This is a genomic window from Firmicutes bacterium HGW-Firmicutes-1, assembly GCA_002841625.1.
Classification (GTDB): Bacteria; Bacillota; Clostridia; order Lachnospirales; family Vallitaleaceae; genus HGW-1.
Window position 1 is genome coordinate 73507 of the sequence record PHAG01000006.1, and the last position, 23522, is coordinate 97028.

At 33.2% G+C, this 23522-nt stretch carries 18 protein-coding genes; all 18 read left to right on the top strand.

Features of this window, described 5'->3' with window-relative positions; genetic code table 11:
* The first annotated feature begins 45 nt into the window (after positions 1 to 45).
* On the top strand, positions 46 to 642 hold the full coding sequence (locus CVU84_07940; GenBank protein ID PKM94847.1) for a hypothetical protein: 597 nt from the start codon (positions 46 to 48) through the stop codon (positions 640 to 642).
* 470 nt (positions 643 to 1112) lie between these two features.
* Positions 1113 to 2627: a spore germination protein gene (locus CVU84_07945; protein ID PKM95009.1), complete on the top strand. Its 1515-nt coding sequence runs from the start codon at positions 1113 to 1115 to the stop codon at positions 2625 to 2627.
* Entirely contained in the window at positions 2617 to 3804 is a 1188-nt protein-coding gene (locus tag CVU84_07950) for a hypothetical protein (GenBank protein ID PKM94848.1), read from the top strand. The genes CVU84_07945 and CVU84_07950 overlap by 11 nt, the downstream gene beginning before the upstream one ends.
* Position 3805: 1 nt before the next feature.
* A complete protein-coding gene (locus CVU84_07955; protein ID PKM94849.1) occupies positions 3806 to 4018 on the top strand; it encodes a hypothetical protein in 213 nt (70 codons plus the stop codon).
* Between the two features lie 20 nt (positions 4019 to 4038).
* On the top strand, positions 4039 to 5145 hold the full coding sequence (locus tag CVU84_07960) for a spore gernimation protein (GenBank protein PKM94850.1): 1107 nt from the start codon (positions 4039 to 4041) through the stop codon (positions 5143 to 5145).
* 88 nt (positions 5146 to 5233) lie between these two features.
* Positions 5234 to 5713 carry a flavodoxin gene (locus tag CVU84_07965; GenBank protein ID PKM94851.1) on the top strand — a complete coding sequence of 160 codons (480 nt, stop codon included), beginning with the start codon at positions 5234 to 5236 and terminating at the stop codon, positions 5711 to 5713.
* Positions 5714 to 5964: 251 nt separating this feature from the next.
* Positions 5965 to 6867: an ADP-ribose pyrophosphatase gene (locus CVU84_07970; protein ID PKM94852.1), complete on the top strand. Its 903-nt coding sequence runs from the start codon at positions 5965 to 5967 to the stop codon at positions 6865 to 6867.
* Positions 6868 to 6876: 9 nt separating this feature from the next.
* Positions 6877 to 8976 carry an SAM-dependent methyltransferase gene (locus tag CVU84_07975; GenBank protein PKM94853.1) on the top strand — a complete coding sequence of 700 codons (2100 nt, stop codon included), beginning with the start codon at positions 6877 to 6879 and terminating at the stop codon, positions 8974 to 8976.
* 21 nt (positions 8977 to 8997) lie between these two features.
* A complete protein-coding gene (locus CVU84_07980) occupies positions 8998 to 10011 on the top strand; it encodes a membrane protease subunit, stomatin/prohibitin (protein PKM94854.1) in 1014 nt (337 codons plus the stop codon).
* A 62-nt stretch (positions 10012 to 10073) separates the two neighbouring features.
* On the top strand, positions 10074 to 11012 hold the full coding sequence (locus tag CVU84_07985) for a sugar kinase (protein PKM94855.1): 939 nt from the start codon (positions 10074 to 10076) through the stop codon (positions 11010 to 11012).
* An 86-nt stretch (positions 11013 to 11098) separates the two neighbouring features.
* Complete coding sequence (locus tag CVU84_07990) at positions 11099 to 11911, top strand: hypothetical protein (protein ID PKM94856.1); 813 nt, start codon at positions 11099 to 11101, stop codon at positions 11909 to 11911.
* Between the two features lie 149 nt (positions 11912 to 12060).
* On the top strand, positions 12061 to 13137 hold the full coding sequence (locus tag CVU84_07995) for a D-alanine--D-alanine ligase (protein PKM94857.1): 1077 nt from the start codon (positions 12061 to 12063) through the stop codon (positions 13135 to 13137).
* A gap of 53 nt (positions 13138 to 13190) precedes the next feature.
* Positions 13191 to 14543, top strand: a complete 1353-nt coding sequence (locus CVU84_08000) for a UDP-N-acetylmuramoyl-tripeptide--D-alanyl-D-alanine ligase (GenBank protein PKM94858.1) — start codon at positions 13191 to 13193, stop codon at positions 14541 to 14543.
* 339 nt (positions 14544 to 14882) lie between these two features.
* Positions 14883 to 17276: a hypothetical protein gene (locus CVU84_08005; GenBank protein ID PKM94859.1), complete on the top strand. Its 2394-nt coding sequence runs from the start codon at positions 14883 to 14885 to the stop codon at positions 17274 to 17276.
* 159 nt (positions 17277 to 17435) lie between these two features.
* Positions 17436 to 17678 (top strand): hypothetical protein, encoded by a 243-nt coding sequence (locus CVU84_08010; protein ID PKM94860.1) that lies wholly within the window; start codon positions 17436 to 17438, stop codon positions 17676 to 17678.
* A gap of 387 nt (positions 17679 to 18065) precedes the next feature.
* Entirely contained in the window at positions 18066 to 18818 is a 753-nt protein-coding gene (locus CVU84_08015) for a 4'-phosphopantetheinyl transferase (GenBank protein PKM94861.1), read from the top strand.
* Between the two features lie 31 nt (positions 18819 to 18849).
* On the top strand, positions 18850 to 19845 hold the full coding sequence (locus CVU84_08020; GenBank protein PKM94862.1) for a phosphoadenosine phosphosulfate reductase: 996 nt from the start codon (positions 18850 to 18852) through the stop codon (positions 19843 to 19845).
* Between the two features lie 71 nt (positions 19846 to 19916).
* Complete coding sequence (fabD, locus tag CVU84_08025) at positions 19917 to 23480, top strand: [acyl-carrier-protein] S-malonyltransferase (GenBank protein PKM94863.1); 3564 nt, start codon at positions 19917 to 19919, stop codon at positions 23478 to 23480.
* The last annotated feature ends 42 nt before the right edge of the window (positions 23481 to 23522 follow it).

The window sequence follows — 23522 nt, forward strand, 5'->3', positions numbered from 1 at the left end:
TACAAGAAGTAACCATTTAATTTAACTAAAATATGGAGGTTTTGTATGAAAATAAAATTATTTTTAGTACTAGCGTTAATATTAACAAGCTTATTTGTAGGGTGTACAAAGAAGGATGAACCTGAGGTTACACCAGATGTTGAAGATACTACAGATGCTGACACAGATGCAGAAGAACCTGAAGAACAACCAGATGTAGTTACTACAGCATCTATCGTAGATAACGGCGAAGCTTTCTTAAAAGCTGTAGGACCAGATGTATTTTGGTTAGCAGCTATTGTAAGAGATGTAAAAATTGATGAAGATATCGTTGTAGAGGGCGAGTATACTAAGCCTGATAAAGACGACGAAACCAAATTGGTTCCGGCAGGTCGTAAGATAGCTCTTTATGCTCAAGATGCGGACAGAAACAAAACAGCAACTTATACATTAACAGCACCTAAGATGATTGTTAAGAGTAAAGATACAAAGATTCAAGGTGGAACGTTTGTTGGAGATGTATATGTTCAAGAAACAGGTTTTAATTTAGTAGATGCAACGATCGAAGGAAATGTTTACTTTGCTACTGAAGAATTACAAGAAACATTCAAGATTGATGATAAGAGCAAGGTTACTGGTGCTACAGAAGTGAAAGCAGAATAATAGTAGTCATTCATAAAGTGGTGTAGAATTTCTTAAAAGAAAAGCTACACCACTTTTTTATATGTTGAGATGATGATATACTAAAAAGTGATACATAGTTAGTTAACAAAATACTTATGAAGGTGATGAAGAAATGGAGATGTACACTTATAGATGCAAGGAATGTGGCTTTGTTCATTGTGTACCAGCATACTGGACATCCTTTACCAAAGATAAGGAGATAGAAATAACTCACTTAAACTTAGAGAGTAAAGAAATGTGCCTAAATGAGATCCTATTAATTGTTGAGGAATAGAGATTTTGCCTAGTAGATGAGCGTTGTGTGAACGCTCTTTTTTTTGTTCCAGTAGGAAAGGTCTACATATACAATTGGAAAAGCGGCCGACAGGTAACGAGGGTATAAATTTGGAGCTGCCGATTTTCTTGACTACAAATCCTACTAGCTGGAGATAATGTTTTTAGGTGATAATATGGATAAATCTAAAAAAGAAGAAACAAGTAAGCCTATAGAAAAGTACTTTACCAAGAGCCTTCAAGAAAATATTGAATTAATCAAAAGTATTTTTGAGAAGGACGAAACACTTATTGTTAGGGAATTTAACAGCAAATATTTAGATTCAATGATGTGCGCAGTCATATTTATTGATGGTATGGTAAATACTGAGGTGGTTAACGAAAATATAATTCAAGCTATAATGTGTTCAAATCTAAATGAAGGTAGATCATCTAATAATAATTTACTGCAAGAACTTCAGGATAAGGTAATACGCTCAAATCAAGTTAGTAAAAGCTCGGACTTAAATAAAATTGTGGATTCAATCATTATTGGTGATACAGTATTTCTGCTTGAGGGCTACAATGAGACATTAATTATTAATTCTAAGGGATGGCAAACTAGAGCAATTGAAGAACCAAATGCAGAAGCAGTACTTAGAGGTCCAAGAGAAGGATTTACAGAGTCAATAATGGTAAATCTTACATTAATTAGAAGAAAACTCAAAACTCCAGATTTGAAATTTGAATTTAGAGAGATTGGAGTTAGATCCCATACGAAGGTAAGCGTTTGTTATCTTCAAGAGTTAGCAAATTCAAAAATCATTAATGAAGTATTCGAACGACTTGCTAAAATTGATGTTGATGGCGTTATAGACTCAGGTTATATTGAAGAGTTAATTAAGGATTCTCCAAGTAGCACCTTTAGAACCTTAGGTTGTACAGAAAGACCAGATGTTGTAGCTGCCAAGCTACTTGAGGGAAGAATAGCAATTGTTGTTGATGGAACACCCTTTGTATTGACGTTGCCTTTTGTTTTTATTGAATATTTTCAAGCTAATGAGGATTACTATCTTAATTATTTTATGGGATCAATCAATAGATTTATTAGAATAATTGGTTTAATACTTACTATTAGCGTTCCAGCTATATATGTAGCGCTTGTTACCTATCATCAAGAAATGATTCCCACAACCTTATTGCTAAGTATTGCTGCAGCAAGAAAGGATGTCCCTTTACCGTCAATAATTGAGGCGATTGCCATGCTTTTTGTATTTGAAATATTAAGAGAGTCAGGAGCAAGGATGCCAACATCAATGGGACAGGCTATAAGTATAGTTGGAGCACTTGTATTAGGTCAGGCAGCAGTTGAAGCACGTTTTGTAAGTGCACCAATGGTAATCATTGTAGCACTTACAGGAGTTACAGGATTACTTATTCCTAAGATTAAAGCTGCAGTTATTACAATAAGATTTATTTTTCTAATAATGGCGTCTATATTAGGCTTGTACGGTTATATTTTCGGTTTGATTGGGCTATTACTTATTTTATTTAGTATGAGATCCTATGGTGTTCCTTATATGCTAGGACTAGGTTCATTAGATTCACAGGAATTACAAGATACCGTTATTAGGGCTCCTTGGTGGTATATGAAATATCGTCCTCAAATAATAGGAGCAAAAAATAAGCTCCGAGGAAAAAATGCTAAATAAGGAGGTAAGAGTATTGGAAAAAAGAAAGTATACTTTTTTTAGACTTATTTTTGGTGCTGAAATATTACTTATAACGTTTACAGGCTGCTGGAATTATAGAGAAGTTGAAAAGCTAGGTATTGTTGCAGGCGTAGCTATAGACTATAATAAGGAAACCAAAAAATATTTAGTTACAACAGAAATCTTAGATATTAAAGGCGGTAAAGAAAATACAACGAACACTCAAATTATCTCTACAGAAGGTGATACTATTTTTGATGCAATTAGAAATTTATTACAAGACCCAGGGAGAAAGCTTTACTTCAGCCATACAAAGGTTTTAATCATTAGTAAGGATATAGCAGAGAGTGGGATATTATCAGTAATTGATGTGATGAATCGTCAAGAAGAAACTAGGCATGATATTGACATATTGATTTCTTCAGACAAAGCCTCAGAAGTATTTGCATGTAAGAAAAATGCATCGGAAATTCTTTCTTATAAAATTTCAGATACCTTATTAGTTTCACAAGAAAATTTGCCTATTGCTCCAAAGGTTGACTTATGGCAATTCATAAATCAAGTATCAGCCGAGGATGAGGCAGGTATTTTACCTATAATACATGAGGTATATGAAAAAGATAATGTAAAGCTTGAAATTAGTGGCGCTGGAATTTTTAAAGGTCAAAAGTTAATAGGATATCTAAATGGAGAAGATGCACATATGCTTCTTTTTGTTAGAGATGAAATAAAAGATGGGTTACTAGTTATTGAAGACCTATATGAAGATAAGAAAACGAAGGTAACCTTAGAGCTTTTAAATAATAAAACAAAAATCACCCCTTATTATTCAGAAGATAAATTAATAATGAAAATAAATATTAAATCTGAGGCTGTATTAGGTGAGAACATGGGCTTAGAGGATTTTAGTAGTGAAGAAGGAATGAAAAAATTAAAAAATGTAGCAGAGAAGAAAATTAAAAATGAGGTTACAGAATTAATTAATAAAGTACAGAAACAAAGTGGAAGCGATGTTTTTAAATTTGGAAAGGCAATCAGAGTAAAAAGACCTGATTTATGGGAACAATTTAATAAAAATTGGGACGCAATATTTTTATTAGTAGAAATAGATGTAGATGTAGATATGCAAATAAAGAATAGTGGAATCCAAGGAAAGCCTATAAAGGTGGGATATTGATATGGTTATCTTGATATTAATCTTATATATATTAGTTGTATTGTTAGATTTTATGCCAATTTATAAACAAAGAAATAAAAAATCAAATTTAATTTATATTGGGTTAATAATTATAGCAATTACACTTAGTATTGCAATTGAAATGGGAATAGATATTCCAAGCCCAGCCAAGCCGTTAAAAAATATAGTAAGTTATTTAATTGGAAAAGAGTAGTAATAAAAGTAAGGAGAAATATGGAAAAAGAGATTGTTACTAATAAACAAGTAATTTGCTTAATGATTTTGTTTATAATGGGAAGCACACTTGTACTCGGAGTTGGTGCAGAAGCAAAACAAGATTCATGGATAGCAATCCTAACTGCTACAGCAGTTGCTATAATGATTGTTTTAATATATTCGAGAATACTATGGTTATTTCCAGGCAAGGATTTATTTCAAATATTAGAATTAATTTTGGGAAAGTATGTAGGAAAAGTAGTTTCCTTGCTATTTATTTGGTATGCATTTCATTTAGGAGTATTAGTTATCCGAAATTTTTCAGAGTTTATGAAAGTTGTCGCTTTACTCGAAACTCCTGAACTTGTTTCGGCGTTAATCTTAGTATTACTCTGCATATGGGGGGTAAAGGAAGGTATCGAAGTATTGGGTAGATGGTCACAATTCGTTTTGCCCCTACTTCTAGCAATAATTTTAACTACTATTATATTATCCTTGAAAATGGCAGATTGGACTAATATTAGACCTATTATGTACAACAGCTTTGGACCAATAACAAAGGCAGCGTTTTCTGTATTTTCGTTTCCGTTTGCAGAAACAGTTGTATTTATGATGATCTTAAGTGGTGCAAAGGATCAAAAAGGCTATTATATGATTTATCTAAAAAGTATATTAATCGGCGGCTTGATAGTTCTTATTATTAATATACGAAACATAGTAGTAGTAGGGCATGAATTTATTACCAATACCGCCTTTCCCTCATATGCTGCGGTTAGCTTAATCAATGTTGGAGAGTTTCTTCAAAGAATAGAAATACTTGTTTCGGTAGTGTTTTTATTTGCGGGTTTCATTAAAATTAGTATTTGCTTATTAGCAGTAAGTAATGGAGTGGCACGAGTACTTAATATTACACAATATAGAACCCTAGTTACACCAATAGGGCTAATTATGCTGAGCTTATCCCTAATAATCTATGATAGTATTATGGAAATGCAAGAATGGGCATTTATATATTATAAATTTTATGCACTTCCATTTCAAGTAATTATGCCCGTTATTATATGGAGCTTATGTGAAATTAAGGTTAAGCGAGGGGAGACAAAGAAACTGGCGAAAAATGCTTGACAATAACAGGAATATATAATACATATAATATAGAGATAAGTAATGTGTTACATATTTTTATGAGTATATTTTTAAAGGAGATCATTAGATGAAAGTATTAATAGTATATGCAACGAAACATGGAAGCACTGAGAAGTGTGCAAAGCTATTAGCGGAAGGGCTAGAAGGTACTGTAGTGCTTCGAAATATTAAGAAGGAACAAGTAGCTGATGCGGAATCCTTTGACAAAATTATTGTTGGTGGATCCATTTATGCAGGGACAATTCAAAAACAAATCAAGGAATTTTGTTCAAAGAATGAAGAGCTATTAAAAAACAAGAAAACAGGATATTTTATCTGTGGAATGACAGAAGGTGAAAAAGGAAAGAACCAATTAGATTTAGTTTTTTCATCAGAATTATTAGATAAGGCTTCAGCAAAAGATAATTTCGGAGGTGAAGTGATTTTTAATAAAATGGGTTTTCTTGAAAGAACGATCATTAAGAAGGTTGCAAAGCTAGATAAAGACTATTCGAATATTCTAGAGAACAATATTAAAGAATTTGCTAAAGCAATGAATATTGCATAAGAAAGCATATGAAAAGGGCATAAGCCCTTTTTGTAGTTAATCCATCCGTTCTGCTCTTCCCAATAGAAAGATTGCAATGAAGCTTTTTCCCGTTGAAGTAGACCTTCTATAGAGCACGGGAAGCCCTCCAACAATAATTCCCATAAATAAAAAATTCAAACCAATCATTTAATAGAATTAATAATTGACAATAGGAAACCAAATGATTATAATGATAATATCAGAATGATAATAAGAGGTGGGTGTGAATTATTATGAAACATAAAGAAGTTAATTTAGAAGAAAAAGAATTTATTCATAGCTATGATGCTACACGATATGAAAGGCCTTCGGTTACCGTAGATATCGTGGTAATGACGGTTATGGAAGAAGCTGTCCATAATTATCGTAAACTTAATCAAAAGGAACTAAATATATTGTTAATAAAAAGAGGAGAACATCCATATAAGGGAGAATGGGCGTTGCCGGGTGGTTTCGTGCATATGAATGAAAGTATTGAGGATGCAGCTTATAGAGAGCTAAAAGAAGAAACAAATTTAGATAAGTTATACCTTGAACAATTATATACATGGGGAGATGTTGATAGAGATCCTAGAACAAGAGTAATCAGTTCGTCTTATTTAGCGCTTGTTCCAGCAGGAGTGCACTCAATTAGGGCAGCAGATGATGCGGTAGAAGCACAGTGGTTTGCGGTAGAATATACGATTTTAGAAGAAAAGACTACCTATTTGGCAAATGGTTACCGAATGGAAAGACGTATTCAAATTAGGTTGAAGTCAAAAAGCGAGGAGATATTTGTGATTATTGAAATATCTAAAGAAAAAGTGGATCAGTGCCTGAATATTGAACGGAAGGTGATTGACTCAAACGGGTTAGCTTTTGATCATGGGATTATACTTTATTATGCATTTGAACGTTTAAAATCAAAGATTGATTATACGGATATTATTTTTAATCTTATGCCTCAAGTCTTTACTCTAACCGAGTTACAACAGGTTTACGAAGTAATTTTAGGAGAAGAGTTATTAACAGCTAATTTTAGAAGGAAAATAAAAGAAAAGGTACTTGAAACAAATCAGATGCAGAAAGATGCAGGGCATAGACCAGCAAAATTATTTAAATATAACAATTTAGATGAAAGTATATTTTACTAGGAGGCAAAAATGAGAGGATTAGAAGCAATTTTAAAATATGAGGAGGGCAACTTTGCAATATTAAAAGAAGAAAAGTGGTTGCTACATCTAGCCTTTAGTTGTGAAGAAAATGTTAATCTGGAGAGAGTTGAGCGTATAGCAGCTGTAAAGAAGTATACGCTAGAATATGTCAAACGTACATTAAGGATTCTAAGTTCCATAAAGCTTGAAGGAAAGCTATTTAAGGTGGATTCAAAAGAAATATTAGAAATTGCACTTTCATGGTGCGAAGTAGCTAAAACGGGGATGTATCATACGAGGAAAGCTTGGATCAATAAAGGGTTTTGTTTATTTGCTCATAATATTGGTTCTTGTAAGATATACAGGGAACAGTTTGGATTAGATACGGAGGTAGATTATACACCGATTCAAGAGCTTTGCTCAACACTCATATTGACCCATGGCCTAATTGGTCAATATCTACGTGGTGAGACATCTCTGATTAGTAATCAACCATTAGTGGAGTGTATGGAAAAGTTTAAGTTGGATGTTAAAGAGTATAAGAAGTTACTAATGTTCTTTAATGAATGCATCATTGGTGGAGTTTCACCAAAGCTTTGGGAAGAGCTTTCAGAACAGGTTGATACTACAATTGATTTAATTCTAACCAGGCAATGGGATTGTGGGATGACAACATTAGAACGTCTAAAAGCATTAAGAAAATCCTCCATTCAAAATGGAGAAGATTTTAACACCCAATGGATACATATGCATGAAAATCCTGAACTTATTTCAAAAATAGAGGCAGTAATCAATAGATGTGAAATCTGGTATGTAGAAGCAGCACTTCATGACTTTTCCTTTGAGGAATTTATAAAAATATTACTTTTGATTTCAAAGGAGCTTAATATAAACGAAGGTTCTGTCATTCACTTAAGTTTTGAAAAACTAATGAATTCACTTTACTATGATCGTAATAATGAAAAAAAATTGAATTTGTATAAGAAAAGAATCATAGAAAACTATTTAAAAGAGTTTGAAATTGAGCAATTACTGATTGGGAAAGTTGATCATTCTAATATACATGTAAAGCATTGCATGATCAAGGAATTTAACAATCCATATATGTTGTTTTTTGAATTTCAATTTTCACCAGCGGCAGATCAACTCATTCAGTTTTGTGAAGAAGCTGAGAAAGCAGATGTATTATATGAGAAAGCAATTATTTTATTATATGATTTATTTGATTTAAGAAGAGATGCCTACGACCGATTTTATGAGGAGGAAGCTTATTTGCAAACTATGAATCAATCCATAGATTATAAAGCGATTATTTTAGAGTACATAGTTGGACAAAAAGTTGTAGACATTGGCCCTGGTGGGGGTGCGTTAATGGACCTTATAGAGAAAAAGCATCCTTCAAAACAAGTCATAGGTGTAGATATTTCAGAAAATGTTTTAGATAATCTGAAGAAGAGAAAGCAAATTGAGGGCAAGTCCTGGGAGGTTCAGTATGGGGATGCATTGGAGTTAGAGCAATATTTTGAAAGGGGTTCCGTGGATACGGTGATCTTTTGCTCGATTTTACATGAATTGTTTTCTTATATCCCTTACGAAGGCGAACGCTTTCATAAAGATACGGTGATTGCTGCACTAAAGAGTGCATTCAATGTCATCCCAACAGGAGGACGAATCATTATCCGTGATGGCATTATGACTGAACCCAGTGACCAAAAACGAATGATACGATTTTTATCTGAAGAAGGGTTGCAATTTTTAAAGAAGTATAAGAGGGATTTTAAGGGTAGAAACATCCAATTTGAGATAATTGCACATAACATGGTGTTAATGCCGGTAAATGATGCAATGGAGTTTCTATATACCTATACGTGGGGAGATGCTTCCTATGTTCACGAAATAAATGAACAGTTTGGTTACTTTACTCCTTCAGAGTATATTACAGTTATTCAAGGTGCTTTAGGCAGTACTGCAAAGGTCATTGAAGAAAAACATTATTTACAACAAGGTTATACTGTGGCGTTGTCCTCTAAGATAGAGTTTTTTAATGAAGATCATGTAAGAACGGCATTGCCAGACAGTACTTGCTTTATAGTGATTGAAAAAATATAAAGTTAAAAAGGATGTGATTTTATGTTTGGATTTAGGTTTATTAAATTTCAACCAAATGAATATGTTATGAGGTACGCCAAAGGGAAGCTGATCAAGGAAGGAGCAGGACTTTCATTTACCTATTATGGACCAACAACGTCAATGGTAGTTGTACCTGTAGGGAGTAAAGAAGTTCCTTTTATATTTGAAGAAATCACTTCGGACTTTCAAAGTATTACAATTCAAGGAGAAATTTCTTATCGAATAGCTGATCAAAAGAAAATTGCTGGATTGATGAATTTTGGCTATAACTTTAAAAAAAGCTGTTATATTTCTGAGGATTCTATTAAGCTACCACAAAAAATTGTTAACATTGTAAGAGTACAAACAAAGAGGCAAATTGAAAAAATGTCGCTAAGGGAAGCGATTCAATCTAGTGAGGTACTTGCAGATACAATGGTGAAGGCATTGGTACAAAATGGAGAAATAGAGCGTTTTGGTATAGAGGTTCTAAGTGCTGCAATCCTTGCAATTTTACCTAATAAGGAAACCTCCAGAGCGCTTGAGGCAGATGCGAGAGAAGCAATTCTTAAGAAAGCTGATGAAGCAATATATGTCCGAAGAAATGCGGCAATAGAACAAGAACGTATTATTAAAGAAAACGAGTTAAGTACAGAAATAGCGATAGAAGAAAAAAAGATGCAGATATTAGACGCTCAACTTGAAAGTGAAAAGTTATTGCAGGTGAAGAAAAATGAATTAGAGGAAGCCCAGCTCCAATTTGAAATTGCCCAAGAAGACAAAAGAAAAGCCCTTGTAAACTCAGAAGTTGAAAACGCTAAGATTAAAGCCGATGCGAGAATATATGAAATAGCTAAGAGCATGGAAGTAATAAATAGTGTTGATAGTAGTACCATAAAGGCACTTGCTAGTGTAGGAATGGATTCTAGTCAACTGATTGCTGTTGCATTTCAAGAGCTTGCTGGCAACGCAGCTAAAATTGGTGAATTTAATATGTCTCCTGAATTATTACAGGGATTGATGCGTAGCAAATAAGAACTCATTCGTAAAGAGCTTATAGTGAAAAAGAAATGGCGTAAAGGAGAGGGGGAGAATTCATGAATAATGTGAGTCAAAAATACATTTTAGTGAAACGCAATACACGGTTACAAGATTTAATTATAAAATACAATACAGTAGATCAAGCTAAATTCTATATTGAACATATGGGCATAGATTTTGATGATTACTTGATGGAAGATAAAGTATATCAGCTTGCGCTAAAGTCCTGCCAAGAGATTTTAATAAAGCTGGGAAGAGTTCAAGTATTAAGCCGAGAATATGTACCTAATTATCTTTTTGACGAGAAGGATATTATCATTGTCTTAGGACAAGATGGACTTGTTGCGAATACATTAAAATACTTACAAGGTCAACCAGTCGTTGCTATTAATCCAGACTCCAATAGATGGGATGGTATCTTGTTGCCATTTAAAGTGAAGGATATTCAAAAAATACTGAATGACTTGACCCAAGGTAGACGTACAATCAAAGAAATCTCGATGGCGCAGGCGGTTTTAAATAATGGTCAAATATTATATGGTGTGAATGATTTATTTATTGGACAGAGGACTCATGTTTCCGCTAGATATAGTCTAAGAGTAGGGCATAATGAAGAAGAGCAATCTTCGAGTGGTATCATAGTATCAACCGGATTAGGCTCAACGGGATGGTTAAAAAGTGTTGTTGCTGGAGCGGCTAGAACAATGGATGTTTTTATGAATATGAAAACAGAGAGCTCTGTACTGGATACTAGATTGCCTTGGGATACTGACGAGCTTATCTTTACTGTTAGAGAGCCATATCCTAGTAAAAGAACAGGTACTAATATTGTTTTTGGTAAAATCAATCATAAAACACCCTTGATTATTCAATCCCAAATGCCAGAAAATGGATGTATTTTTAGTGATGGCATTGAAGAGGATTATTTAGAGTTTAATTCGGGGGTAGAAGCAAAGATACAAGTAGCGAATAAGAAAGGACAATTGGTTGTGTAGCTAAATAAAAATGATTTAGTTGGAAAAAACTAGGTCGTAAGATATAATAAAATAAGTATTGTTTATAAAAAAGGAGGGATTTAATTATGAAAGGGAAATATATTACAAAAAAAGGTATTTGTTTCATGGTTGTTATCATGTTGATAGTTACATTCGTAGCGTGTGATAGTCTAATCGAACGTGACTCCTCAGGATCTACGAAGAAAACGAGTTCATCAAAGGAAAAGAATGAAGATAAAGAAGAGAATGACAACGAGGAAGAAGACAACAAAGACAGAGAAGAGAAAGATGAGGACAATCTAAGTGAAGATGATTTACTAGACGCTGAAGAATATGAAATCACGAAAGCGACGTTTAGTGAGGGTGACATCCGAATTCATTATCCGCATGTTGAGGGCTTGAGTAATAAAGATAAACAGGAAAAGATAAATGAATTAATTAAGAAGGACGTACTAAATATCCTAGATGAATATAGTGGCGAAAGTCCGCTTAATTTACAGTTAGATTATCAAATCACATTACAAATGCCAGACTTCATTAGTATAAAATATTTAGGCATAGCTAGTAGTGAAGGTGCAGCATATCCAAACAATTTAATACATACCACCAACGTTAATATTACGAAAGAAAAAATACAGACCTTAAGTGACGTATACAGCATAGACGATAATTTCATCGAGCATCTTAAATCCGGTACATATATGCCTTATACAACAGATTTTTCCCTTGAGGACGTTATTGTTCAAGATGAGTTAAACAAATATTCTAATGAAGAGTTGATTAGCCAATTAAGCAATAAGAATGCGAAGTATTATTATACTGAGGTAGCGTTAGTGATATCCTTAAACGTAGCGCATGTACTAGGCGATCATATTGAGATAGAGATAACTACATTATAAAACACACAGTATTTAATGTTAAATGCAATTTTAATGATATAGAATAATGTAATTGCAATTCTATAAACATAGGTCTATACTGTTCATAGATTACTTTTCGAGTAGAAAAAGTGATACATAAGAATTCAATATAATAGTGGAGGTTTGTTATGAGTAAGAAAATTAATGTAGGTATCCTTTTTGGCGGTAGATCCGTAGAACATGAGGTTTCCGTACAATCAGCTAAAAATGTATACGATGCAATCGATAAAGATAAATTCAATGTCATCATGATTGGTATTTCGAAGGATGGAAGATGGCTAATAAACCCGCAAATTACAAACGAAGGCTGTGTAACTGGTAATCATCCTTTAGCCCTTGTACCAGGTTCTGAGGGAAGCCAGCTTATTGATATAGAAGGGAATAATCACATTGAAAAGCTTGATGTTATTTTTCCAATTCTTCATGGGCCATACGGTGAAGACGGAACAATGCAAGGGTTACTTAAGCTTATGAACATTCCTTTTGTAGGACCTAGTGTGCTGGGCTCAGCGGTAGGAATGGATAAAGAAGTAATGAAAAGACTTTTAAAAGACTGCCAGATTCCAAGTGCTAAGTATTTGGTAATGAATAAATATATAGACGATGTACTAAATCCAACCTATGAAGAGGCAAAAACTTCCTTAGGTATTCCATTTTTTGTAAAACCTGCTAGTCTAGGTTCTTCAGTTGGTATTAGTAAAATCAATAGTAAGGAAGAATTTGAACGAGCGATTACAGAGGCTTTTAAGTTTGACCTTAAGCTTATAATAGAGACCAATATTGTTGGCAAGGAAATAGAGTGTTCAGTTTTAGGAAATGAAAAGCCTATGGCATCACTTCCAGGTGAAGTTAAGAGTAACCATGATTTCTATTCTTATGAAGCGAAATATTTAGACGAAAATGGAGCAGGCTTAGAAATCCCTGCGAAATTAAAGGATGATACCATAAAGAAAATTCAAGAACTTGCAGTAAAGACCTTTAAAGCGCTTTATTGTGAAGGCTTAACAAGAGTTGACTTCTTTGTAACAGAGCAAGAGGAAATTCTTATAAATGAAGTGAACACGCTACCCGGATTTACGAAAATAAGTATGTATCCAAAGCTATGGGAAGCAACTGGTATCTCTTATACATTATTAATTGATCGACTCATTCAATACGCGATTGAAAGATATGATAGAGAAGCTCAGCTTGCTACATCCATTTAGTCAGAGGTAGTCATTATAATGGATGTTATTCTAATTCTGTAGGGAGGATTTTCATGGAAAGTATTTCTATAAAAGAAGTGATAGCTGCCGTTGGTGGTAAGTGTACTATTGAACAAGAAATGCATATTTGTAGAGTATGTACAGACAGCAGAAAAGTAGAAAAAGGCGATTTATATATAGCATTATCTGGAGAAGTCTATGACGGACATAATTATGTTGAGGCAGCAATTAGTAAGGGCGCTGCCTTAGCAATTGTTTCGAGACCAATTGAAAAAGTTTTAGGTGTTCCTATCATACTGGTAGAGGATACGCTTAAAGCCATGTGGCAACTTGCTACCTACTACAGAGAAAAGTTAGCAAAACCTGTCGTAGCAGTCACGGGTAGCGTCGGCAAAACAAGTACGAAAGACATGATAGCAACTATTTTATCAGCTAGCTATCATATTCACAAATCCCAAGGAAATTTTAACAACCATATTGGTATGCCAATGACAATACTTGGATTAGAAGAAAGCCATGATGCAATAGTTGTGGAGATGGGCATGAGAGGCCTTGGGGAAATCAGTACTTTAGCGCATATTGCAAAGCCCTCAATTGCAGTTATTACTAACATTGGGATATCACATATTGAAAGATTAGGATCTAGGGAAAATATTTTACAGGCAAAGTTAGAAATTGTTGAAGGACTTAAGGATAATGGGCTATTAATACTAAATGCGAACGATTCATTACTACAAAAGGTTGATAGAAATATTACCAAAAGGATAGTTTATGTAGGCGTAGACACCCCTGCTGATTATATGGCTTATGAGGTAGTGGACTGTGGTGAAGAGGGTGTCAGCTTTAAGTTGATGTTAGAAAACAAAGAATATGATGTTCATATTCCTGCAGTTGGTAAACATAATGTGCACAATGTGTTGTTTGGTATAGCTTGTGGGATTGAACTAGGAATGAGTCCTGAAGAAATACTGAGGGGAATTCAAGCGTATCAACCTGAAAAAATGAGATTAAATATAATTGAGAAAGATGGTATTAAATTTATTGATGATTCTTATAATGCAAGCCCAGATTCTATGAAAGCAGGCCTACAGGTGCTTAGCAGTATATCAAAGGGAAATAGAGCAATCGCTATTATTGGTAATATGTTTGAACTAGGCGAAATGGCAAGCTCAGCGCATTATGATGTGGGCAAGATATGTGCGGAAACAGGTATAGATTTTAGTATGATCATTGGTGAAAATGCAATTGATGTCGCTAAAGGGATTGGTGATCAAAGCAAGTATAAAATTTTCAATTCCCATTTAGAAATTGTACAATTTTTAAAGGAATACTTAATTTCTGGTGATATTGTGTTAATTAAGGGTTCAAGAGGTATGAAGATGGAGCAAATTTTAGAGTTAATGTAACAAACTAGTAGCAAAAAGTAAATAAAGGTTTTTAAAGCGACACCTATAACTTACCTACGACTATGTCACATGACATTTGTCGTTTGTGCGGATATAGGTGTCGTTTGTTCATGTACGGTTGACTTTTGAATTAAATTTGATAATGTATGTAATACAACATATACGGTTTTACATAATAATCCTTTTTTGGAAAAATATGGACAGCAAATTGTAGAAAAAATGAGAAAATAAATGACAAATTATCTATTAACAAAGACTATTGTGTAAAATGATTTAGCGCCTTACAAATGGGTAATTAAGAGTATAGATAAATGAATTGTCACATGGGGAGGTAAGCGTATGAATATAGATGAAAAGAATTCCTCGCTAAAACTTGAAGCCCCGATACTTCAAGATATCTTAAGAATGAATGACAATAACGAAGAGGAGGTTAACATCAGACAATCTATTCAAATACCTAACAGCTTTATAAATTATGTGGATAATTTGGAGCTCAGTTTAAGTAAAGCGGAATATATTTTTCTAGCTATAAGTGCATTTATAGCTAGAATTGGAGAAAGTCAGTCTTATGAAGTAGACGGCATGGAAAGTTTAGAATTTTTATTCGCTAAAATGATTCGTTACTTCGATAATATCAAACAGAAAAACACTTATGCCAACGAAATGATTTATAGACTACCAAAATTATTTGTAGCAAATGAAGAAGGGAAAGCATATAAAATAAATATAATTATTGAGCATTGGGGAGATTTAAATAAAAATTTGAAGAGTGATGAAGATTTAGTGTTTGTAATAGATGATATAAATATGGATTGTTACATAGTTTTCAAAGGCAATAAATATGACAAAGAAAAAACGAGAAACTTATTAAATAGGCTACCAATTTTTCTGAATGAAATAGCATTAAATCCAAGTGTCCCTATTATGAAAACCAATATTCTATCAACAGAGGAGTACAATAGAATCGTTGTAGAATGGAATAGTACTTATGTTGAATATCCAAAAGAAAAGTGTACCTATGAATTAATTGAGGAACAGGTTTTAAAAACACCGGGTCATATTGCTGTTACTTATGAGGAGGATAAGCTGACTTATAAGGAGTTAAATACGAAGGCAGATCAATTGGCAAACTATTTAAATAATAAAGGGGTAGAGGAAGGCAAGCTCATTGGCGTGTTTATGGAGAGATCGATTGATTTATTGGTAGTGCTTATAGGAATCTGGAAAGCAGGTTGTGCTTATGTACCGCTAGATCCTATTTACCCTAAAGATAGGTTGATATATATGATTGATGATGCAGAGCTTTCATTTATAATAACGCAATCAAGTTTAATAGACAAGCTTCCAGAAACTGATGCAAGTAAGGTTCAAATTGATCTCGAAAAGGTGAAAATATTTGAAGAAACAAGTAGATTGTGCAGCAAAAAAAACAATAAGAAGCTATCTACAAGTGCCCGATTGGCTTATGTAATTTTTACATCCGGAACGACAGGGAAACCAAAGGGGATTGAAGTAACCCAACAGGGGTTAACAAACTATCTTTGGTTCGTTGTAGAAAGCCAAGGCTTTACTGAAAAAGATAAGTTTATGGCCCTTACAACAATTTGTTTTGATATTTCCTTATGTGAATTATTTGCAAACCTTATTAGGGGTGGGCAAGTAGAAATACTTCCAACAGAATTGCAACGTAATCCATATCTTTTATTGGAGAAAATAGAGAATAATTGGGCAACTGCAATTCAAGCAACTCCCGCCACTTGGGATATGTTAGTTACAGTAGGCTGGGAAAAGAAACTGCCTTTAAAAATCTACTGTGGTGGAGAAGCAATGAACCCACAACTTGCTGAGAAGCTTATTCCTCGTTGTAATGAACTTTGGAATATATATGGCCCAACAGAAGCAACTATTTGGTCATCAATTAGTCATATTAAATCAACTAATATTACGATAGGACATCCTGTATATAATACCCAGTACTATGTGTTAGATAAGAATTTGAATCCTGTACCAGAGGGAACAGCTGGAGAGCTATATATCGGTGGAGATGGTCTTGCGCGAGGCTATCTTAACAGAAAAGATTTGACAGCGGAAAGGTTTATTTCTAACCCCTTTGAACAAGTGAAGAGCAGCAGAATATATAAAACAGGTGACTTTGTTAAATTCCTTTCTGACGGAGATGTTGAATGGCTAGGAAGAATTGATAATCAAGTTAAACTAAAAGGATTTAGAATAGAATTAGAGGAAATAGAAACCGTTCTTAAGCAACAACCGGAGATTGATAAAGCGGTAGTAGTTTTAAGAGAATACAACAAGGCTGGCTTAAAAGGCTTATATGCATTTGTTTTAGCTAAAAAAAATTGTGAAAATCCTAATAATAAGAAAATATATGAAAGAATGAAAGAAGTATTGCCAACATATATGATACCAAGGTATTTTATTTATTTAAATGAAATTCCCCTAACAATGAATAAAAAAGTGGATAGGAAGTCATTAACTACGATGACAATGGATGAAATTAAAAATAAATATGGTGATTATTCCAGAAACAGTTCACTAGAAGTTAAGAAAAAGGAGGCTGAGGTTCAGAAAAATAAAGACGATGATAAACGTTTAGGGTGCTTTTGTAAAGATGGAGAGAGAGAAAAAAAGAGAGAGAAAAAGAAAATTAAAAAGATAAAGATAAAGACAGATTTTATTCATGAAGGAAATATGATTGCAGAGGTTTCTAATTAAGAGTAAATTTATGAATTTAAAAACTAAGAAGGCTATGGATATAGTAAGGATTGATAAGAGACAATAACGAGGTATTATTGGATGATGATATTGCAATTATTGATCTAAGTGACGGGTATCCATGGCCTCAACCTTAAATGAATTTTGGGAGAATCTAATATGGAAAAGATGGAATCACTGAAATATAAAGAGATCGAGGATATTATAATGACTATTTTCACCTTAAAAAAGGGGAAAAGAGGAAGAGTTTTCGCAAGTATGGCGGGTTTATTCACGATGTCGATGAGTCTAATCCTTTGCTTTTCAATATTTCGTCTTGAAAAGGGAAGTATATTGATCCCCAAGAACGATTATTCTTACAAACTGCATTGCACACGCTTGAACATAGAGGATATGCAATAGATAGAACCTTATGTTTTAAAGCAAAAATTCGTGAAGAAGGTTTTTAGTTTCAAATAATATTGTAGGAATATAATAAATTGAGCAAATACTTCTTTCGGAACATATTGAAGAAAATCTATTTGCTGGTAAGAGTATTTATTGCATATTTAATCTGTGGTTTTATAAAAATAAACTCAATAGTCAATTTAGATTATAGACATTTGCTTTAAGTAATGATAATATGAAAAGGTGGTTTTTTTGAGGATATCTGTTAGTTTATGTGGCTATAGATGTCGTTTATACATTAATTATTGACGATTTATATCGATTTTGCTATGTATGAAAGAAAAACTATAAAATTTTAGAGTATTTACAGATGAATGCTAAAAATTTATATGGAGAGACGAGATGGTAAAAGAGGCATTCCCAAACGCCATTGTTAAAAAAGTAACAATAAAATTTAATGATAATGAATATAAAGCAATTATTTGTATTTGTAATTTTAATAATAATAGCCATTATGATCATGCAAGAAAACTTTTTCATAAGGAAGAACTGGAGTATTATTCTTCATTAAAATATGAAAAAAGGCAAAAAAGCTATGTTATGGGAAGATACTGTGCAAAAAGAGCTATTTCAGAATATCTAGAGGATGAGAATGTAGAGAGTATTACGATAGGAAAAGGGGTTTTTAATCAGCCAATTATATTTGGCCCTCAAAATCAAAATCTTCAAATCAGTATATCACATAGTGGGGATTTTGGAGGAGCTATTGCATACCATGAAAGATTTGTAATGGGATTAGATATTGAAATAATTGACGAGGATAATCGGGAAACTTTAGAAAATGAAATTACGATAGAAGAAAAAGAAATATTAGCATCACTACCATATGATTATAATCGTGGGCTGACACTTTTTTGGACAGCGAAGGAAGCCTTATCTAAAGCTTTAAAGACTGGTTTGATGACTCCTTTCAGTATTTTTGAAATTAGTAAAATACAAGTGGAAGAAGATTATGCAATATGTGATTTCAAATTTTTTGCGCAATATAAAATAAGATCATTTAAGATGGGGCAATATATGTGCTCAATTGCTTATCCGAAAAATATTGAGTTTAATGTTGATAGTAAGGACCTTTCAAAGCTGTTTAACATTTAAACTTAGTTGCATTAAAATGGGGGGTAATTTTATGAAACGATGTATTAAATGTGTTATGCCACAAGTTGAAGGCCATGTGGCTTTCGATGAGGGAGGAGTATGCAATGTATGTAATCGTTTTGATGAAACAAAGATTTTATCTAAGGAAGAAAAGCAGGTGGGAGGTTATGAAGACTTAATCAAGAAGATTAATAAACATAAAGGTGATGGACGTGGAAAATATGATTGTGCTGTAGGTGTTTCAGGGGGTAAGGACAGCATAATGGCACTATACATAGCTAAGAATGAATTGAATCTGAATCCTTTAGCGATTTTCATTGATAATGGATTTTCTTTAGACGAAATGTTTCATAACATTAAAAGTGCTACAGATATTTTAGGAATTGATTTGGTTATATATAAAGTGAACAAATTTAAAGAAATCTTCAAATATTTGCTTGTAAAGAAAAAGGAAGTATATTATTGCCGTGTTTGTCATGCGCTTTTAGACGTATATGTTCGAGAAGTTGCTGATAGATATCATATCAAAATGCTCATTGGTGGATATACGAAGGGACAAGAATTTGCAAAGAGTGAAGAATTATTTTGGATCTTTAATGAATCTGATGAAAATGCAAATAGTGAAATCGAAAAATCACCTGGGCTTAAAGATACCCTTGATATTCTTAATAATTTAGCTCTTTATTTGTATGAAAACTATAGTCATATAGCTCAAGTTAATCCATTCCAATATATTGATTACAATGAAGGCAATATATTAGAGTTTTTGACTGAAAAACTTGATTTTAAAAGGCCAAGCAATAGCTGGCCAAAAGATTCAACAAATTGTTCATTTAATTTTCTATCACAACATTTAGCCATGAAATATTGGGGTTATTCACAACATGAAACAGAGGTAAGTACTTTAGTAAGAAAAAAAGAATTAACTAGAGAAAGAGCTTTAGATATTATTGAAACACCGATTCCAATGGAAATACTTGAAGAAGTTTTACAAAAATTAGACTTAAAATATGAAGATATAATTTAACAATATATATTGAGGAAAAACTAAATTATTATATTTAGTTTTTTTGTCATTGGAATACGAGGAGAAACAATATGAAAGAATCAATTGTATTTATGTTTTCAGGTCAAGGTTCTCAATATTATCAAATGGGAAAAAACCTTTTTTCAAACAATCAAACTTTTAGGAAGTGGATGCTAGAGCTAGATAATATTGCTGAAAATATTATGGGAGAGTCAGTAGTAAAGGAAATTTATCATGGAAAAAAAGGGAAGGTGGATGTTTTTAATCAAATTAGATTTACACATCCAGCACTTTTTATAATCCAGTATGCATTAGCCCAAACACTTATAGAAGATGGTATAACGCCAAGTTATGTGGTTGGAACAAGCTTAGGAGAATTTGTTGCTGCAGCAGTCGGGAATGTAATTAGTGTAAAAGAAGCATTAGAAGGGGTAATTTATCATGCTAAGCTTACTGAAGAAAATTGTTCCAAAGGAGGGATGACGGCAGTTATTAACAAAAGTAACTTGTTTTTTGACACACCGATTATTAGAGATCACAGTGAACTTGTAGGAGTAAATTATGATAATCATTTTGTTATTTCTGGTGAGGTTAATAAGCTAAAAAAAATACATGAGTATTTAAATATAAATGGAATAGTCTACCAAGAGCTTCCTGTTACATATGGGTTTCACTCCTATTTGATGGATCCGATTGAAGAAGCGTATAAAGATTTTATTAGTAAAATTAAATACCATCAACCGTCCATTACTTTCGTTTCAAGTCAAAAAGGTTTGGTTTTGAAAGAAATTCCAAAGGATTATTTTTGGGACATTACTAGAAAACCTATAAACTTTCCAATGGCAATAGAAGCAATAGAAAAGCAAGGTAGGAGTGTATACCTCGATCTTGGCCCTTCAGGTACTTTAGCAAATTTCGCAAAGCAAAATATAAATAACCATAAAGAGAGAGAAATATTTGTTACGTTCAATCTCTTTGGACAAGAGGTTATGAACTATAAAAAAATAATTGAAACCTTAAATAATAATGATGAAATCAATATGGAGGAAAGAAAAATGGTAGCTTATGTATTCCCTGGACAAGGATCACAACAAAAAGGTATGGGAGGAGAACTTTTTGATGAGTTCCCTAAATTAATTTCTAAAGCAGATGAAATATTAGGATATTCAATAAAAGAACTATGTATGGAAGATAATAAGAATCAATTGGGTCAAACAGAGTTTACCCAACCAGCTTTATATGTAGTAAATGGACTAAGTTACTTGAAAAAAATGAAGGAAACTGGTGGAACACCTGATTATGTAGCTGGACATAGTTTGGGAGAATACAGTGCTCTATTTGCTGCGGGTGCATTTGACTTTGAAACAGGCTTAAAGCTAGTCAAAAAAAGAGGCGAGCTCATGAGTAAGGCCATGAATGGTACAATGGCAGCTGTCATTGGATTAGAAGAAGGTAGAGTTAAGGAAATACTTGCTGAAAATAATTTTGACAGCATAGACATTGCAAATTATAATACACCATCACAAATTGTAATATCAGGTCCAAAAGAATATATAGAAAAGGCAAAAAGTGTTTTTGAAAATGCAGGAGCTAGAATGTATGCAATTTTAAAGGTAAGCGGAGCCTTTCATTCAAGATATATGGAAGCTGCTAAGGAAGAGTTCTCCAAATTTTTAGAAGGTATTTCCTTCACTGAAATGAGCGTTCCAGTAATTTCTAATGTATTAGCAAGACCCTATAAACAAGATAGCATTAAGAAGTATTTGGCCGATCAGATTACGCATTCTGTAAAATGGACAGAAAGTATTAGATATTTGATGGGAAAAGGAGATGTTGTAATTGAGCAAGTAGGACCTGGAACGGTATTAACTGGTCTTGTGAAAAATATTTTAAAAGAAGCACAGCCATTAATAGTTGATGAAGAAGAGGAAAATACACAAGAAGCTCCTTTGGTTTTGGAAGAAAAAGTGGAACAAATACAAGACGCACCTTTATTTGTAGAAGAAAAAGAGAAACAAGAAGTTCTTGAAATCCAGGCAGATAAAAAAGCAAAAGTAAAAGAAGAAAAAGTAAAAGAAGCAAAAGTAAAAGAAGAAAAAATAAAAGATGTAAAACAAGTAAAAGAAGTAAAACAAGAAAAACAAGAAAAACAAGAAAAACAAGAAAAACAAGTAAAAGAAGTAAGACAAGCAAAAGAAGCAAAAGAAGTAAAAGCAAAAGAAGAAATAGCCGAAGCTTCAAATGATATTCATGAAAAAAAATCAGCGGTAGTGGAAGCAGCAGGAAAATATAAAATTAGTGCTAGTTCCCTTGGAGACGACCAGTTTAAAAAAGAAAACAATTTAAAGTATGCATACATAACAGGGTCAATGTATAAGGGGATCTCTTCAAAAGAGATGGTAGTTAAAATGGGGAAAGCCGGATTTATGGGATTTTATGGAACCGGAGGATTAATGAAGAATGAGATTGAAGAAGCAATTAAGTATATACAAGGAGAGTTAAGTGAGGGACAGTCTTATGGTATGAACATTTTATACAATCCTGTTGAAGTAAATAAGGAAAATGAGACGATAGATTTATATTTGGAATACGGAGTAAGAAATATAGAAGCTTCCGCATATATGAGTGTAAATAGCTCTCTTGTAAGGTATAGGTTAAAGGGACTAAAACGAGATAAAGATGGAAAGGTATTTTCCGAAAACAAAATTATAGCAAAGATTTCTAGGCCAGAGGTTGCTGAAGCCTTTTTAAGCCCAGCACCAGAAAAAATAACGAACAAACTTCTAGAAGAAAACAAAATTACTTCAATTGAAGCTGAGCTTTCAAAAGAAATTGCCATGGTTGATGCTATTTGTATTGAAGCAGATTCAGGTGGTCATACAGATCAAGGAGTTGCTTATGCATTGATGCCAGCAATCATAAAATTAAGGGATGAGATGGTTTCGAAGTTTAATTATGGAAGAAAAATAAACATTGGGGCAGCTGGAGGGATTGGGACTCCAGAAGCAGCAGCAGCTGCTTTTATTCTAGGTGCAGATTTCATTGTAACTGGATCAATAAATCAATGTAGCGTTGAAGCTAGAACAAGCGATGAGGTAAAAGATTTGTTACAGCAAGCAAATGTTCAGGATACAGAATATGCTCCAGCTGGTGATATGTTTGAAATTGGTGCAAGAGTGCAAGTACTTAAAAAGGGTTTATTCTTTCCAGCAAGGGCGAATAAGCTTTATGAGCTTTATCGTCAGTATAATTCCTTAGATGAAATAGATGAAAAAACTAAAAATCAAATACAAGAAAGATACTTTAAGAAAAGCTTTGAGGAAATATTTAAAGATGCAAAAGAATATTACCCACAGGAAGAAATTGAAAAAGCTGAACGAAATCCAAAGCAAAAAATGGCAATGATTTTCAAATGGTATTTTGGACATTCTACAAGACTTGCACTTAGTGGAAGCCCAGAGCAAAAAGTTGATTATCAAATTCATTGTGGACCAGCATTAGGGGCCTTTAACCAATGGGTAAAAGGGACTGAGATGGAGGATTGGAAAAACAGAAATGTTGATAAAATCGGTGAAAAAATTATGGAAGGCACAGCAGAGTTATTAACCAAGAGAATAATTGCATTAACAAAATAGGTACACTGCATAGACGAACAACTTAGTTGAATATTGGAGGTA